The organism is Mycetocola manganoxydans, assembly GCF_003667545.1.
Lineage (GTDB): Bacteria > Actinomycetota > Actinomycetes > Actinomycetales > Microbacteriaceae > Mycetocola_A > Mycetocola_A manganoxydans.
Map to the genome: position 1 here is coordinate 61735 of NZ_RCUV01000020.1, position 12982 is coordinate 74716.

Below are 12982 nucleotides of genomic sequence, written 5' to 3' on the forward strand. Positions count from 1 at the left end.
TGAGGGGCGATTCCACCTGAATTCATAATGCGTCCTACTCGTCGATCGCGTCGCTGACAAGCGTACTGAGGATGGATGCTTCCTTCAGCTGGCCAAGGATGCGGGCTGAGACCCGGCCCTCCTTGTCGAGGACAATCGTGGTCGGGACTGCTTTCGGCGGCACCGTTCCTGTGAAGGCGAGCTTCACGGCACCGTCCTGGACGTCAAGGATCGACGGGTAGGTGATGCCGTACGTTTCGTTGAACGAGAGCGCCGTGTCCGCCTGGTCGTAGACGTTGACGCCGATGAACTGCGCACCTTTGCCGTCGTACGCGGCACTGAGCTCCTGCAGGTCCGGTGCTTCGGCCCGGCAGGGGGCGCATGCGGCGTACCAGAAGTTGACGACGAGCACCTCACCGGCGAAGTCGACGGAGGAGATCTGGTCGCCACCCTCTGTGGTGCCGGAGAAGCTGATCGACTCGCCCCGCTCGGCCTCGGGAATTTCGGTCACAGATCCGTCGCCCGCGATGTATCCCTTGTTACTGCCCTCTTTGTATTGCTCGGCGAGGGGGTCGCTGGCGCAGCCGGTAAGAAGCAGCGCGGCGGCGATTCCGATCGCCGCCGCTCGCATCCGTCGCGTCATACCGCCCGCACGTCGGCGGGACTCGCCGCGAAAACAGCCGCGGGGTTGGTGTGGCTGATGTCGGGGGTACGTGCGGCTCGGAGGCCGTTGAGGATGACGATCACTTCGGCGATCTCGTGGACGAGCACGACCGCGGCAAGCCCGAGGACACCAAAGAGCGCGAGCGGCAGAAGTACGACGATGATCAGCAGCGACAGGACGATGTTCTGGTTGATGATGCGCCGGCCCCGGCGAGCGTGGTCAAACGCGCGAGGAATGAGTCGCAGGTCGTGGCCCGTGAAGGCCACGTCGGCGGACTCGATCGCCGCATCGGAACCGGTCGCGCCCATCGCGATGCCGATGTCCGCCGCCGCCAGGGCCGGGGCATCGTTGATGCCATCGCCGATCATCGCCGCAGGCGCGACGGCCGTGAGTTCCGAGATCGCCGCGGCCTTATCCTCCGGGCGCATCTCGGCCCGCACGTCGGTGATCCCGGCCTGCGCTGCGAGAGCGTGGGCGGTGCGGACATTATCGCCGGTCAGCATGGTCACCCCGATGCCCTGACCGGTCAGAGTGCGAACGACCTCCGGCACTTCCGGGCGCAGCTCGTCGCGCACACCGATCGCACCGACATGCTCGCCGTCGCGGTGCACAATCACCACCGTCATGCCCTGCTCTTCCAGGCTTGCGACACGATCGGCCAGGGCGCCCGGGTCAAGCCAGCGGGGACTGCCGACCGTGATCGTGATGCCATCGACGACGCCCTGGATGCCGTGCCCGGCGAGTTCGGTGACATCAGCGGCCGCGGGAGTATCGGGGGCGGCGGCAGCGATCGCGGTGGCGAGAGGATGGGTGCTGTGTTGCTCCAGCGCGGCCGCCCAGCCCAGCACCTGGTCTACGTCGGCCCCGTCGACGGTGAGCACAGCAGTGACGGTCGGCTTGTTGCGGGTGAGGGTACCGGTCTTATCGACTGCGACGTGGCGCACGCCGCCGAAGCGTTCGAAGATTGCGCCGGACTTGATGATCACACCGAACTTGCTGGCTGCTCCGATCGCCGCGACGACGGTGATCGGGACCGAGATCGCCAGCGCGCATGGGGACGCGGCCACCAGCACCACCAATGCTCGGGTGATCCATAGCTCCGGGTCGCCGAATAGCGACCCGATCACTGCGACGAGGGCGGCGAGGATCAGCACTCCCGGCACGAGCGGCTTCGCGATCCGATCTGCGAGCCTGGCTCGGTCGCCCTTCTCGGCCTGGGCGCGCTCGACGAGCTCCACGATCGTTGTCAGCGAGTTGTCGGTCCCGGCCGCGGTCGCCTCGACCTCCAGTGCGCCGGCGATGTTGATCGCACCAGCTGAGACCGGGTGGCCGGGCTCGACCTCGACCGGGATTGATTCACCGGTGATCGCAGACGTATCCAGGCTGCTTTGCCCGGAATGCACGACCCCGTCGGTCGCGATCCGTTCACCGGGGCGCACCAGCATCAGCTGCCCCGCTTTGAGCTCCCTCGCGGGAATCTGCGTGGCAGTCCCATCGGTCAGGACGGTTGCCGTTTCCGGCACGAGCTTGAGCAGCGCCCGGAGACCACCGCGGGCGCGGTCCATCGCCTTGTCTTCCAGCGCTTCGGCGATTGAGTACAGGAAGGCTAGCGCGGCGGCTTCCTCGACGTAGCCGAGAATCACTGCGCCGAGCGCGCTGATTGTCATCAGCAGGCCGATCCCGAGTTTGCCCTTGAACAGCTTCCGTATCGCTCCGGGTGTGAATGTGGACGCACCCAGCAGCAGGCCCACCCAGAACAGCACCAGCGCGGGAACCTCGGCCCCGGACCACTCGCAAATCAGTCCCGCGAGGAACGCAATGCCGGAAAACACTGGCACAAGGATCTCACGATCGCGCCACCAGGGCGCGTCATCATCGTCGTCGTCGATGTCGACCTCGTTGACCTGCGACCCTGTCACCGCGCTCACGCGTCCGCTCCCGGCTCGCAGCACCCCGGAACCGCGCAGGCAGGATCGATGCAGGCAGCGTTCTCATCGACCGCTAGCGTGATCTCGACCAGCATGTTGAGGGCCGCAGTCAGGTGTGGGTCAGCGATCTCGTACCGTGTCTGCCGGCCCTCCGGCTCAGCCACCACGATCCCACAATCCCGCAGACAGGACAGATGATTCGACACATTCGACCGCGTCAACTCCAGCTCACGGGACAGCACCGCCGGATAGCTGGGTGCATCCAGGAGCATCATCAATATTCGAGATCGCGTCGGATCCGCCATCGCCCGGCCCAACCGGTTCATCACATCAACACGAGAGGCAATAGTCAGCATCCAGTGATAATACAGCGAACGCTGTAAAAACGAAAAAGGAGGCGAGGGCGCCCCTCACAGAGCCGATAGCATGCTCGAAGGCAACACCTAGAGCGCTCATCAAGGAGTGCCGGCGTCGACGTGGGAGACGACATGCTGAGTCTCACGCAGGTTGCAGGCTACTCAACCGATATCATCGGTGAATGACGATCGAGAAGCGCGACTACTGTGCCCTGGCGGCGGGAGTATTTCCCTGGGCCAACCGCTCGGCTGCCTTAGCTTGGGACCGCGCAGCAGCTGGCAACGGGTCTGCGAGCGCATGAGCGCTCCGAATACGGAGACCCGGCTATCTCGACGCGCGCTTCTGGCCAGCACGCTGGGCGTGTTTGCCGCTTCGTTCGCGGTCGACCAGCTAACCAAGCTTTGGGCCCTCTCCGCTCTGGCCGACGGCACCGAGTTCGTTTTGCTCCCATCCGTTTCCTTCCGTTTGGCTTTCAATCCTGGAGTCGCGTTCAGTCTGGGCGCAGAGTATGGTGCCGTCACGGGTTTCTTTGTCTTGATCCTCCTCACCGCACTATCTGTTTGGATCGCGTGGAAAATAGTCAGACGGCACCGCCTTACCGAACTCGCGATCCTCGGGCTGGTGGCTGGCGGCGGATGGGGCAACATGTATGACCGAATCACTCGGGGGAACGATGGTCTACTCACCGGACACGTGGTCGACATGATCGCTGTGGATTGGTTCGCCATCTTCAATTTCGGTGACGTACTGGTCGTCTGCGGCATGGTCGCGTGGATTGCGCACAGCTTGTTCGGGAGTGGCGAGTCGCACCGCTCGGCGCGCTAAGCGGCCAGCTCGCTGCTGGGCGGCACGGCCGGCGGCGTCGCCTTCACGACGACATACTTCCACGTAGGGCCGTAGTCGCTCAACTGCAACCCTCGGCTCCCCCAACCTGACCGTTGCGTGGGTTATGCATCGGCGGAAAAGAAAAGCCTCAGGCTTCTTCGCCCAATCTTGCCTCCAGCTTGGCGCGCTCTTCGGCCTCGATGCGGGCATAAGCCTTCCGCTCGGTTCGGTCCATCCGGATGATTGACCGCATGACGAACCAGAAGAACAACCCCACCACGAGGGTGGGGACCACCGAGAAGATGGCATTGAACCAATAATTGTCCATGTTCATGCTGAGTCTCCTGCGATAGCGATCAAATGAGAGGCCGCGGAGGCCGCTTGCCGAAAAGTCATTATTCTTCCTAAGACACGTGCTCGCCGGCGGGCTGCGATACAGAACAATCTCGCCGCGCGGTCATTGGGGCGGACGTTCCTGGTCTAGCGCGGCCTCTTGCGTCCCGTCAGGAGTCGGAATCGCTGAGGTTGCTTCCGATAGAGCATCTGCGACCCGCTGCGGGTGTCGAGAGGAGATAAGCCAGTAGGGGGCTGGGTCTGCTGGGTCATTTAGAGGGATCTTGATGACAGGTGATACCCACCCTCGGATTAGCAGCCAGGCTCGTGCATCGAGTCGGGGGCCCCGCTCAAGCGTGGCTTCCTCGTCCAGAAAGACTTGGGGCTGCCCGATGTGTTCGAGCGGCAGTCGCGCTGGACCTGCGATAAGGCCGGAGTCACTTACGGCGACTACCGGGGAAGCAAGGAGGAGCATTGTGACTACGCCAAGGTACAGGAAGACGGCTGTCATAATGCCCACGATCGTGTTGATCGGCAAGAAGACAATGAGGCTCGCCGGAATTACGAGCGCGGTGGAGATGAATATCCAAGGTGTTGGCCACAGCCGTTCTCGGTAGTAGTAATGCATGACGTTATTGAACCTGGGATTCTGCTTTGTCTGGGATAGCACAAGAACATATGAGGTTGATCACGGGGCTTGTTCACGGGGTGATATCCAAAGCCTTGTGTTCATCACAATACGCTTTTACCGAAGACCCGTTCACAAGATCGAGTCCGGGGGCCTCCGCGCTTCAGAATCACCGACGGCCTTTTCCCGTTACCTCGCGGCGGCACTGTGGTGTGAAGCCGTAACTGCCCTTCGGTAGAGTGAGCAAATGCGCTCAGCTGACCGACCAACAGGGACCCCCGTGGATTCTCCGTTCCTGCGTTCCGCCCTCGCACCCGGTCTACTTGGTGCAATTGTTCTGATAGCGGGCCTCGCGCTGCTGGACGTCGAGAGCTTCATAATCATTCGCTATGTCGTCAGCATTCTGGCGCTGATCGTATGTGTCTTCGTGATCCAGGCGAAAGCCTGGTGGTGGCTGCTCGGGCTTGTACCGATTGCGGTCATCTGGAATCCGGTCATCGTCATTGAGCTGCATGGCCAGGGATGGGTGTCCGCACAATTTATCGCCGCACTCGTCCTCATCATCATTGGCGTAAGGCTCAAGGTCCCCGTACGACGGAATGACACCCCCGCGGGCTGAACAGCACCATATCAGCCGACCAACCGCCGGCTCGCGTCCGTGCAAACGGGCCCCAGCAATGGGGTCGCGCACGCTAGGCGGGCGGTGAAGATGGCCGAAGGGGTCCGCCGATAGGCCGCGAGCTGCTGGGGGCGCGCACTGGCTAGCTCCATCGTCGACGGGCGGCAGGCGGAATCAAATTTTGGCCTGCCGTTGCGCTGAGCCAGCTATCAGGCCCGCTCTTTTCTCATACGTCACAGGCCCGGCCCGGCGCGATCCAGATCGACTCAGCCATTGCGGGAGTTAGCGTCCGGACCTCACCACTGGGCAGACGGACTATGCGAGGGCCGATCACTGTGAGCCCGGTTTCGGGGACGATCGAGGCGGCGGCGAGGTCGCGCAGCATCGCTGGATCTCGATCGCTGATACGCAGCACTGTGCCGGTATCACCGCGTGTCGCGTCCGCCAGCAGAAGAGCGGACACCGGGGCCACCACACCATCGGCCGAGGGAATCAGGTCGCCATGGGGGTCCCGCGTGGGATAGCTCAGCCGCGCATCGATCGCCTCTACCAGCCGGTCGGAAATCGAGTGCTCGAGCACTTCGGCTTCGTCGTGTACCTCATCCCAGCGGTATCCCATCTCGTGTACCAGCCAAGTTTCGATCAGGCGATGCCGGCGCACAATGGCGGATGCCCGACGATAGCCTGCGTCAGTCAGCGTTAGAGGACCATACGGTGCGTGGGCCACCAGACCAGCGGTTGCCAGCTTCTTAACCATCTCGGTTACCGAGGAGGGAGCGACGCCCAGTCGCGCCGCCAACGCTGATGGCCCGATCGGCTTAGGCTGCCATTCGGTATGCCCATAGATGACCTTCAGGTAATCCTCTGCGGCGGGTGAGGGGTGTTTCATTAGGTGCTCCGAATGCGTGGGAGGGTTTCGGGTTACGACGTGGTGAACAGCAGAGCGAGCAGTAACACGTTCAGCGAGACCAACACGATGGCGCAGATTATCCCGGCCGTTGTGGTGAACCACCGGTTGGTGTGTGCGCCTAGTATGGTCCGGCGCGTGGTGATCCACACCAGCGGGATGAGCGCGAACGGTATCCCGAACGACAGCACAACTTGGCTAAGTACAAGCGCCCGAGTTGGATCGTAGCCGAGGCCAAGGATCAGCAGCGCGGGTATAAGCGTGATCACTCGGCGCATGAGCAGCGGTATCCGGCGGCGCAGCAGGCCGTGCATGATCTCCGCGCCGGCGTAGGCGCCGACCGAGGTTGAGGCAAGGCCGGACGCGAGCAAACCTACAGCGAAGGTGGTGGCGATCATCGGCCCGATTGTGACGTGCAATGCGAGGTAGGCGCCCTGCAGGGTGTCGGTTCCGTCGACGCCTTGGAGAGCGGATGCTGCGAGGAGGAGGATGGCGAGGTTCACGGTTCCGGCGATAGCCATGGCGATCGTTACGTCCCATTTGGTTGCCCACAACAATCGACGGATTATGGGTGCACCTTGAAGTTGCGGGAACCGGTCGCGGGCGAGGGCGGAGTGGGCGTAGATGACGTGCGGCATGATGGTTGCGCCCAGCATAGAAACTGCCAGGAGCACCGAGTCGGTGCCCTCGAACCGGGGCACCAGCCCGGCGATCACGGAGCCGGCGTCCGGTGGCGCGAAGAAGATGCCGGCGGTGAATCCCGCGGTGAGGATCAGCAGCAGCGCGATGATAACCCGCTCAAAGACACGCGGGCCCTGGCGGCTCTGTACTGTCAGCACGATCATGGAAATGACGCCGGTGATGATGCCGCCAGCCAAGAGTGGGAGACCAAACAGCAGGTAAAGGGCGACGGCGCCGCCGATGATTTCCGCTAGGTCGGTGGCCATGGCGACCAATTCCGCTTGGAACCAGTACAGGCGTCGTGTCCACGGCCGGCGGATGCGCTTGCCCAGGATTTCCGGGAGGCTGGTTCCCGTGACGATACCGAGCTTCGCGGAGAGGTATTGGATCAGCCAAGCCATCACATTGCCGGCGACGATGACCCATACCAGCAGGTACCCGTAGCGGGCGCCGGCCGTCATGTTGGTGGCTACGTTCCCAGGATCTACGTAGGCGACACCGGCGACCAAGGCGGGGCCGAGCAACCCGAACAGCCGGGCGGATCTCACGAAAGAATGACGAACAGCGGGATTTGACGCTGACGACACGGCAGTTTTCGGCATGCCTAAATATATGTCCTGAACTAGCCGGCCGAAAGACCCATCTGCTCCATCGACGAGGTCGCGACCGCCGGGTATGCAACACGTTTCTCCGGAGTTTGGAGTGGCTTATCAGTGGTTAAATGGTAGATTTCATCACGATAGCGCAGTAGGGTTGTAATTGCCGTCAAGGAGAGAAGAGGCCCGAAATGGCCAAGACCATTAGCAATAGCGCCGTCAACCAGCGAACGAGTAACGCTGCCCACCAGCGCGCGATTCGCCTGGACTACCGGGAAATGACACGACGCCTCAATGGTGCCTTAGGCGGCACACTCGTCGCCGCCCTGTCCGGCTCGAAGGACACCAAAGCTTCCCACAAGTGGGCAAAGGAGAACGGCCCACAGCCGCGCCCCGAGGCTCAGCGACGACTCATCTTTGCCTACGAACAGTGGCAGAAGGTCGCTGAAGCAGAGGGTGAGCATGTCGCACGGGTTTGGTTCATCGGAGCGAACCCTTGGTTAGGTTATGACACCCCTGTAACGGCTATCCGTGAAGATCGCTTCAAGGACGTCAGCGTCGCTGCACAGGCCCTTATCGACGACACGTTCAGCGGTTGATCGAGAGAGTCTGCACTGAAACTGGGCTCGCACTCGTCGCGAGCCCAGTTTCCGCGATTCGCATCGCTCGAGAATCGCGGGGGCCACTCGCCCCTCCCCCACGTTCCATAACGGACGATGTGGTTTTTTGGGGCCGCTATGACACGATCGCCTCGACCGTCTATGCCTCCGATGACAGGCTCACGGCATACATGGAACTTCTCGCCCCGTACAGAACCAAGATTAACGAGGCGAGAAGGGCGCTCCAGAAAGAGGCCGACTTCATCGGAGTGCCGCTCGAGGAGCTCTGGCAAAAGGTGGTGGCCGAGTGGGATGAGGCGGGCAACATGAAAGCCAGCTGGCTCCCTCGCAACTTTCGTGATGGCCGCTCCCTCTTCACTCTGAAGTTTCCGCCCGGTTGGTGGGTTGATATGACGGCCACCGACACTCTCGCGGCAATCAATCGCCATTTCGACGCTGGATTGCCGACGTCGAAGGACTCTCGGGCCGAGCCACTAACCCTTGCGCAAGTCACCGGCGACGATCGAACTCTAACCACAGCCATCGCAACTTGGCTTCGGGAAGACGTTGTTCTCGACGACGGCACAGTACCTCTCGGGGTGAGATTCCTTTCTAAGCACGGCAGACCGCCCGGCGGAACCGGCATGTGTTGGGGTTACTGGATGCGCGCAACCGACCTGGGCGAGGCCGAACCAGTGGCCGTAACCGATACGGAGCCAATTCTGGAAACGGATACCGCATTGAAGAAGGCACAAGAGCACTGCAAGATCAAAACGCGATAGAGGCGCGAATATTCTTCAGATGACATTGGCCAACGACTCATTGACCAATTGCGCCGCTACCGAGCGAACACTGACTGATCTCGACTCAAGGCATACACGTACGTGCCCTGAAGGCGCTAGCGACACTAGCGTTGATGCCCTGACCGCAATCGATTGATCAAGCCCACCGACAATGAGTCTTCGTATGGTGCTGTACTACCTGCGCGGTTCCGGCGGACGCGGTGGCTTCGGTTGATTGCGCACTTGGTGGTTGCCGGATTCTTTAACAATCCGCACGGTAGGGCGTCTGGCCGGAGGAGGCGGCGGTGTGGACTGTTGATTCCCTGAGTCCTTGGCCACTTTGCTCCTTCGCTAGATAGTGGTCGTGAGATGGAAAGCTGTCGAGATCAATGATGCCGTAAGAAGGGCGAACCCGACGTTGAGCGTGCGGGCTCGGCGCCGAAGCCGTTTCTCGTCTCCGCGGAGGGCATACAGCTTTTGGTAGACCAGATCCCTGCGCGCCTCGTTGGTGGCCATCGGCCATAGTGCCTTTTCGAGTTCCACGATTGATAGTTCGTCTCCACTACGCATAACTAGGACGACCACACCCGTCATGGCTGCCGCAGCGGTGAGTATGACAGTCGCAATAAAGGCTGGTCCCCCTGGATCGGACTGCAGAGAGGTGATGATGCTGGCCGACGCGATCAAGACAGCGGCGCGGGTTGCGACCATAGCTCCTCGAGAGGCAACGTCAGCGCGCTGTCGATCGACCTCGTGATCGAGAAGCTCGAGAATGAGGTCCTTGCCGTCGAAAGGATCATGTACTTTTCGGTTCCACCGCATGTTTCCAGTAACCCTTTTGCGCCCGAGGCAACGACCTCGGAAAAGCCTCCGGGCGCCCATATCTATCTCTATCTAACCTAATATTTGATTTTCGCAATACTGAGTAGAGTTTCTAGTCTGCCCGACTGAGCTCATACTCGGACCTAACGAATACTGCTCTCGAGCGCCTTGAGCCAGACAGAAGCAGCCTTACGCCGTTCATCGATCCGAAGCGCGAGACCGATCCCCCAAATCACTAGGACGACGTACACGAGACCTGCGCCGGCTGCCCCCATGTGAAATAGCGGGTTGAGGGCGGCGACCGCGAGGACAACGGCGGTGATGGATACGATGACAGAGCCGATCGCGACGAGCATCTGGGCGGTCCCGGGTTCGGCGTAGCGCCGCAATCCGGTCAGGATAGCGAGGCGCACGTCCGGCTTCTTCCGAGTCGTCCGCACTAACCTGTCTACCTCTTCTACTGTGGGCCACTCCGACTGGGCTGGCCAGTATGGTTGCGCGTCGACCGGCAGCTCGGCGGGCATCCAGGGGACAAGGCGGCCAAACGCGACCTCTCTCTTCTTCTCGCGGCGAGCGGTTCTCCGCTGCTTTGGACTGGCCATCAGCGGGTGAGGCCGCCGCGCTCACGGTGCTGAGCAGCTGACGGAGCACTGCCACGGTTTTTCGATGCTTTTCTCGCTGTCGTCTTTACTGCTTCTCGTGGGTGTTTCGCATTCTCGCCGTCGGCGAGGATACGGGCAGCGATCGTCTCTTTCGCGATGCCCCTTTCTTCGAGACTGCTGGCGAACTCTTGGCGGCGTTCGGAGCTGTCGTACTCCTGGGCGCTGGCACTGCGCTCGGTGGCTGCATCACCGGCTTGATTCCAGCCGGCCTCCCGATTCGCGAAATCGTTGGAATTTGCGATATCCGCGACGTCGCCGTCGCCGGAGTTCCAGTCCTTCTCTGACTGCACCTGAGTCTCCCGCTCTCTCCTCTCAGCGTTAGCGAAGAGGATCTGGCTGGCAGTGAGTTCTTCCGCTGACCGCTCTCGTTCGTCGCGGGCGTCAGCGCGGGCCTGCTCGGCTTCGCGCAACGCCGCGGCGACCTGGGCGGGATCTCCTCCCGGCGCGTCGACGTCGATGCCGTAACGGTCCTGCACCTCCCGACGGATCGTGTCGCCGGCGTTACGTGCAACGTCGTCGTGGTCCCGCCACACGGTCGCTGCCTCGTGGGCCAGGGCAATGTCCTCGACCTTCGCACTGACCCACCACTCGGCGCGCCGCACCAGTTCAAGGCTGGCGCGAGCGGCGCCGCGTTCTGCCTCAAACCGATTCTCAAGCTCGCGGTACTCCTGCTGTGCGGCAGCCTCTCGCGTGTGGCTCATCTGCTCACGCAGTCGGGAGATTCGCTCGCCGAACTGCGATGCCACTGTGAGAGCGATCCGCAGCGAATCGTCGAACGTTTCGCCTACTCCGTCTGTTTCGTCGGCCATGTTTGGTCCCCTAGTCCCTTCCGTGACCGTCACGCTCGCGTGGCGTGACTGGCGTTTTGTGCTTACTCGGGTGCAGCTTGTTCGGCAGCGGCGAGCCGGTGCCGGGCGCTGCAAGTCCGTCCGTCGCGCGGCGCATCGCCTCGTTCTCGGACGTCATCACCCGGCTGCCGGCCCCGGTCGTTGTCGCCGAGATCTCCGGCAGACTCTGCTGCACCTGAGCGAACTTGCTGCGCATCATTGCCGTCATCTGTTCGGCTCGTCGCGCGTCGCCGGCCGCGGTGTGAGCGTCGAGGATCGCGACGCTCACCCGGCCGAGCTGGCGCAGCATGATGGCTTCCGCCATGGTTCCGCGGCCGCCACTGGCGGCCTGCATGAGAATCATTGCGGCGTTCGCTGCGGAGCCGAGCCGCGCTGGTTTCGGCTTCGACTGATGAGCCCTGAGGTGCGCGCTCCGGGCCAACTCGCGGGAAGTCTCAGCAAGCGGTCCAGGCGTCGCCTCAACCCGCTGTGACCATGCCGCGAACACTCCAGAAGTCTCCCGAGCAACGTGAGCCCACGTCGCCCGGTCAGTAACTGGAACGTCCCTCAGCTGCTTACGGAGCTGCGCCAATTCGTCGGTGTACTGCTTCCACAGTTGCGGGTCCGGCGTGGTTTCCTCGCGGCCCGGCGCAACCGGTCGGTACTGCCAGGGGTTCTTGCTGGTAGCGCGCCACTCCTCAGCCGCGGCCTGTGCGGTGGCGGGTGCGTCCGGCCATCCTTCGCGCAGTCGCGGCAACGTGAGGTCACGAGCCAGCCGCCCGCCGCCGTACCAGATCGGTGTGGCGCCCTCGGCCGGTCGGAGAGCAACCGAGTAGCCGGCCACAACGTCATCGCGTCCGGCGGCGAAACGGGGTCGGATGAGTACCCCGCCGCGGCGCAGCCGGCGGACGAACTCGCCCTCGTCGACCGACGCTGTAGCAGCGGCACGGACGGTGCGTTCGAGCCGGTGCGCGTCGACCTCGACGGCACCGGTGCGTTCCTGGCGTGCGCGCTCAGCGGGCTTGACGCCCCGCTCCCCCAAACCTGTTTCCCGGCTCTCCAGCTGCTCCAGCCCGTAGTCACGCTCAAGATCGCGGCAGACCTTCTGCGCCTTGGCGAAGTCGTTGTGGGTTGTCGCTTTGGTGCCGTCCTCGCGCACCAGGGACACCGCGATGTGCACGTGGTCGTTGCCGTTCGTGGACAGTCCGTGACGAACCGCAACCCACCGGCACGGCGCTTTCCCGCTGGCTTCGGTGAAGCCCATCCGGTCCGCGAAGTCCTGAGCGATCGCGCCCCACTTCTCGTCACTCAGCTGGCCTTCCTCGGCCCGCAATGACAGCGAGCAATGCCACACATTGGCGTCTACCTGCGTCGTGGACACCACACCGGTACCTGGGTCGGTGATCCGTGCCGTCCGGGTCACGTTGACCCCGAGCCGTATCCGCGGCTCATCGAGGTCATGGGCGATCTTGAGCGCCGTTGCCTTGTCCAGCTGGTCGAATCCGTACATCGTCACGATGGCCGCATCCCCCGCCACCAAGTGCTGCTCCTGATGCTCGTTGTGTCGCCCCTCGCCACCGAGGTACACCATCAGACCGGTCATCTCGTTCCCGCGCGTAACGTTCGGCATCATGACTGATCGAGCCTGTCCAGTGCCGCACTGAGTCGTGGAACGAGGGCGCGGTACTCCTGCACGATCGCTTCCGCCTCGGCGGGAAACGTGCTCTCAGTGTTGGCGAACCGGGCGAGCTGGTTCACGTTGTTCGCAACGTT

The 12982-nt window shown here is 62.7% G+C and carries 16 protein-coding genes; 4 read left to right on the top strand and 12 right to left on the bottom strand.

The window, feature by feature from the left end; all coding sequences use genetic code 11:
• Positions 1-34: 34 nt before the first annotated feature.
• The 3 genes from D9V29_RS13640 to cmtR are packed head-to-tail and all read right to left on the bottom strand — an operon-like array spanning position 35 to position 2927.
• A complete protein-coding gene (locus D9V29_RS13640; protein ID WP_121673878.1) occupies positions 35-622 on the bottom strand; it encodes a TlpA family protein disulfide reductase in 588 nt (195 codons plus the stop codon).
• The gene (locus D9V29_RS13645; RefSeq protein ID WP_183085032.1) at positions 619-2571 is read right to left on the bottom strand and encodes a heavy metal translocating P-type ATPase; all 1953 of its coding nucleotides are present in this window, start codon (positions 2569-2571) and stop codon (positions 619-621) included. Before D9V29_RS13645 ends, D9V29_RS13640 begins: the two co-directional genes overlap by 4 nt.
• Positions 2568-2927, bottom strand: coding sequence for a Cd(II)/Pb(II)-sensing metalloregulatory transcriptional regulator CmtR (gene cmtR, locus D9V29_RS13650; RefSeq protein ID WP_121673880.1), 360 nt, complete (start codon positions 2925-2927; stop codon positions 2568-2570). The genes D9V29_RS13645 and cmtR overlap by 4 nt, the downstream gene beginning before the upstream one ends.
• Positions 2928-3225: 298 nt before the next feature.
• On the opposite strand from cmtR, the gene lspA reads away from it, so the two are divergent.
• Positions 3226-3753 (top strand): signal peptidase II, encoded by a 528-nt coding sequence (lspA, locus tag D9V29_RS13655; protein WP_121673881.1) that lies wholly within the window; start codon positions 3226-3228, stop codon positions 3751-3753.
• Positions 3754-3901: 148 nt separating this feature from the next.
• Here the strand turns inward: lspA and D9V29_RS13660 are convergent, their stop codons facing one another.
• Both D9V29_RS13660 and D9V29_RS13665 read right to left on the bottom strand, forming a co-directional pair.
• Positions 3902-4087, bottom strand: coding sequence for a hypothetical protein (locus D9V29_RS13660; RefSeq protein ID WP_308428576.1), 186 nt, complete (start codon positions 4085-4087; stop codon positions 3902-3904).
• Between the two features lie 123 nt (positions 4088-4210).
• On the bottom strand, positions 4211-4714 hold the full coding sequence (locus tag D9V29_RS13665) for a DUF3093 domain-containing protein (RefSeq protein ID WP_121673882.1): 504 nt from the start codon (positions 4712-4714) through the stop codon (positions 4211-4213).
• Between the two features lie 280 nt (positions 4715-4994).
• On the opposite strand from D9V29_RS13665, the gene D9V29_RS13670 reads away from it, so the two are divergent.
• Positions 4995-5333: a DUF6804 family protein gene (locus D9V29_RS13670; protein WP_229790582.1), complete on the top strand. Its 339-nt coding sequence runs from the start codon at positions 4995-4997 to the stop codon at positions 5331-5333.
• A 226-nt stretch (positions 5334-5559) separates the two neighbouring features.
• Here the strand turns inward: D9V29_RS13670 and D9V29_RS13675 are convergent, their stop codons facing one another.
• Positions 5560-6222 (bottom strand): metal-dependent transcriptional regulator, encoded by a 663-nt coding sequence (locus tag D9V29_RS13675; protein WP_121673884.1) that lies wholly within the window; start codon positions 6220-6222, stop codon positions 5560-5562.
• A 32-nt stretch (positions 6223-6254) separates the two neighbouring features.
• Complete coding sequence (locus tag D9V29_RS13680) at positions 6255-7523, bottom strand: Nramp family divalent metal transporter (RefSeq protein ID WP_121673885.1); 1269 nt, start codon at positions 7521-7523, stop codon at positions 6255-6257.
• A 185-nt stretch (positions 7524-7708) separates the two neighbouring features.
• Here D9V29_RS13680 and D9V29_RS13685 point away from each other — a divergent pair, with 185 nt between their 5' ends.
• On the top strand, positions 7709-8116 hold the full coding sequence (locus D9V29_RS13685) for a hypothetical protein (RefSeq protein ID WP_229790581.1): 408 nt from the start codon (positions 7709-7711) through the stop codon (positions 8114-8116).
• 191 nt (positions 8117-8307) lie between these two features.
• On the top strand, positions 8308-8898 hold the full coding sequence (locus tag D9V29_RS13690; RefSeq protein ID WP_147436293.1) for a hypothetical protein: 591 nt from the start codon (positions 8308-8310) through the stop codon (positions 8896-8898).
• A 351-nt stretch (positions 8899-9249) separates the two neighbouring features.
• Here the strand turns inward: D9V29_RS13690 and D9V29_RS13695 are convergent, their stop codons facing one another.
• From D9V29_RS13695 to D9V29_RS15260, 5 genes are all read right to left on the bottom strand, one after another.
• Positions 9250-9720, bottom strand: coding sequence for a hypothetical protein (locus D9V29_RS13695; protein WP_121673887.1), 471 nt, complete (start codon positions 9718-9720; stop codon positions 9250-9252).
• 143 nt (positions 9721-9863) lie between these two features.
• Positions 9864-10133 carry a hypothetical protein gene (locus D9V29_RS13700; protein ID WP_147436295.1) on the bottom strand — a complete coding sequence of 90 codons (270 nt, stop codon included), beginning with the start codon at positions 10131-10133 and terminating at the stop codon, positions 9864-9866.
• A gap of 188 nt (positions 10134-10321) precedes the next feature.
• Positions 10322-11191, bottom strand: coding sequence for a hypothetical protein (locus tag D9V29_RS13705; protein ID WP_121673889.1), 870 nt, complete (start codon positions 11189-11191; stop codon positions 10322-10324).
• 10 nt (positions 11192-11201) lie between these two features.
• The gene (locus D9V29_RS13710) at positions 11202-12842 is read right to left on the bottom strand and encodes a relaxase/mobilization nuclease domain-containing protein (RefSeq protein ID WP_121673890.1); all 1641 of its coding nucleotides are present in this window, start codon (positions 12840-12842) and stop codon (positions 11202-11204) included.
• Positions 12839-12967, bottom strand: a complete 129-nt coding sequence (locus D9V29_RS15260; RefSeq protein WP_375154070.1) for a hypothetical protein — start codon at positions 12965-12967, stop codon at positions 12839-12841. The genes D9V29_RS13710 and D9V29_RS15260 overlap by 4 nt, the downstream gene beginning before the upstream one ends.
• Positions 12968-12982 lie beyond the last annotated feature (15 nt).

What these genes read in the sequence shown, in the direction of transcription:
- D9V29_RS13640 (WP_121673878.1), bottom strand. Translation starts at nt 622, where the DNA reads ATGACGCGACGGATGCGAGCGGCGGCGATCGGAATCGCCGCCGCGCTG.
- cmtR (WP_121673880.1), bottom strand. Translation starts at nt 2,927, where the DNA reads ATGCTGACTATTGCCTCTCGTGTTGATGTGATGAACCGGTTGGGCCGG.
- lspA (WP_121673881.1), top strand. Translation starts at nt 3,226, where the DNA reads ATGAGCGCTCCGAATACGGAGACCCGGCTATCTCGACGCGCGCTTCTG.
- D9V29_RS13660 (WP_308428576.1), bottom strand. Translation starts at nt 4,087, where the DNA reads ATGAACATGGACAATTATTGGTTCAATGCCATCTTCTCGGTGGTCCCC.
- D9V29_RS13665 (WP_121673882.1), bottom strand. Translation starts at nt 4,714, where the DNA reads ATGCATTACTACTACCGAGAACGGCTGTGGCCAACACCTTGGATATTC.
- D9V29_RS13675 (WP_121673884.1), bottom strand. Translation starts at nt 6,222, where the DNA reads ATGAAACACCCCTCACCCGCCGCAGAGGATTACCTGAAGGTCATCTAT.
- D9V29_RS13680 (WP_121673885.1), bottom strand. Translation starts at nt 7,523, where the DNA reads ATGCCGAAAACTGCCGTGTCGTCAGCGTCAAATCCCGCTGTTCGTCAT.
- D9V29_RS13685 (WP_229790581.1), top strand. Translation starts at nt 7,709, where the DNA reads ATGGCCAAGACCATTAGCAATAGCGCCGTCAACCAGCGAACGAGTAAC.
- D9V29_RS13690 (WP_147436293.1), top strand. Translation starts at nt 8,308, where the DNA reads ATGGAACTTCTCGCCCCGTACAGAACCAAGATTAACGAGGCGAGAAGG.
- D9V29_RS13695 (WP_121673887.1), bottom strand. Translation starts at nt 9,720, where the DNA reads ATGCGGTGGAACCGAAAAGTACATGATCCTTTCGACGGCAAGGACCTC.
- D9V29_RS13705 (WP_121673889.1), bottom strand. Translation starts at nt 11,191, where the DNA reads ATGGCCGACGAAACAGACGGAGTAGGCGAAACGTTCGACGATTCGCTG.
- D9V29_RS13710 (WP_121673890.1), bottom strand. Translation starts at nt 12,842, where the DNA reads ATGATGCCGAACGTTACGCGCGGGAACGAGATGACCGGTCTGATGGTG.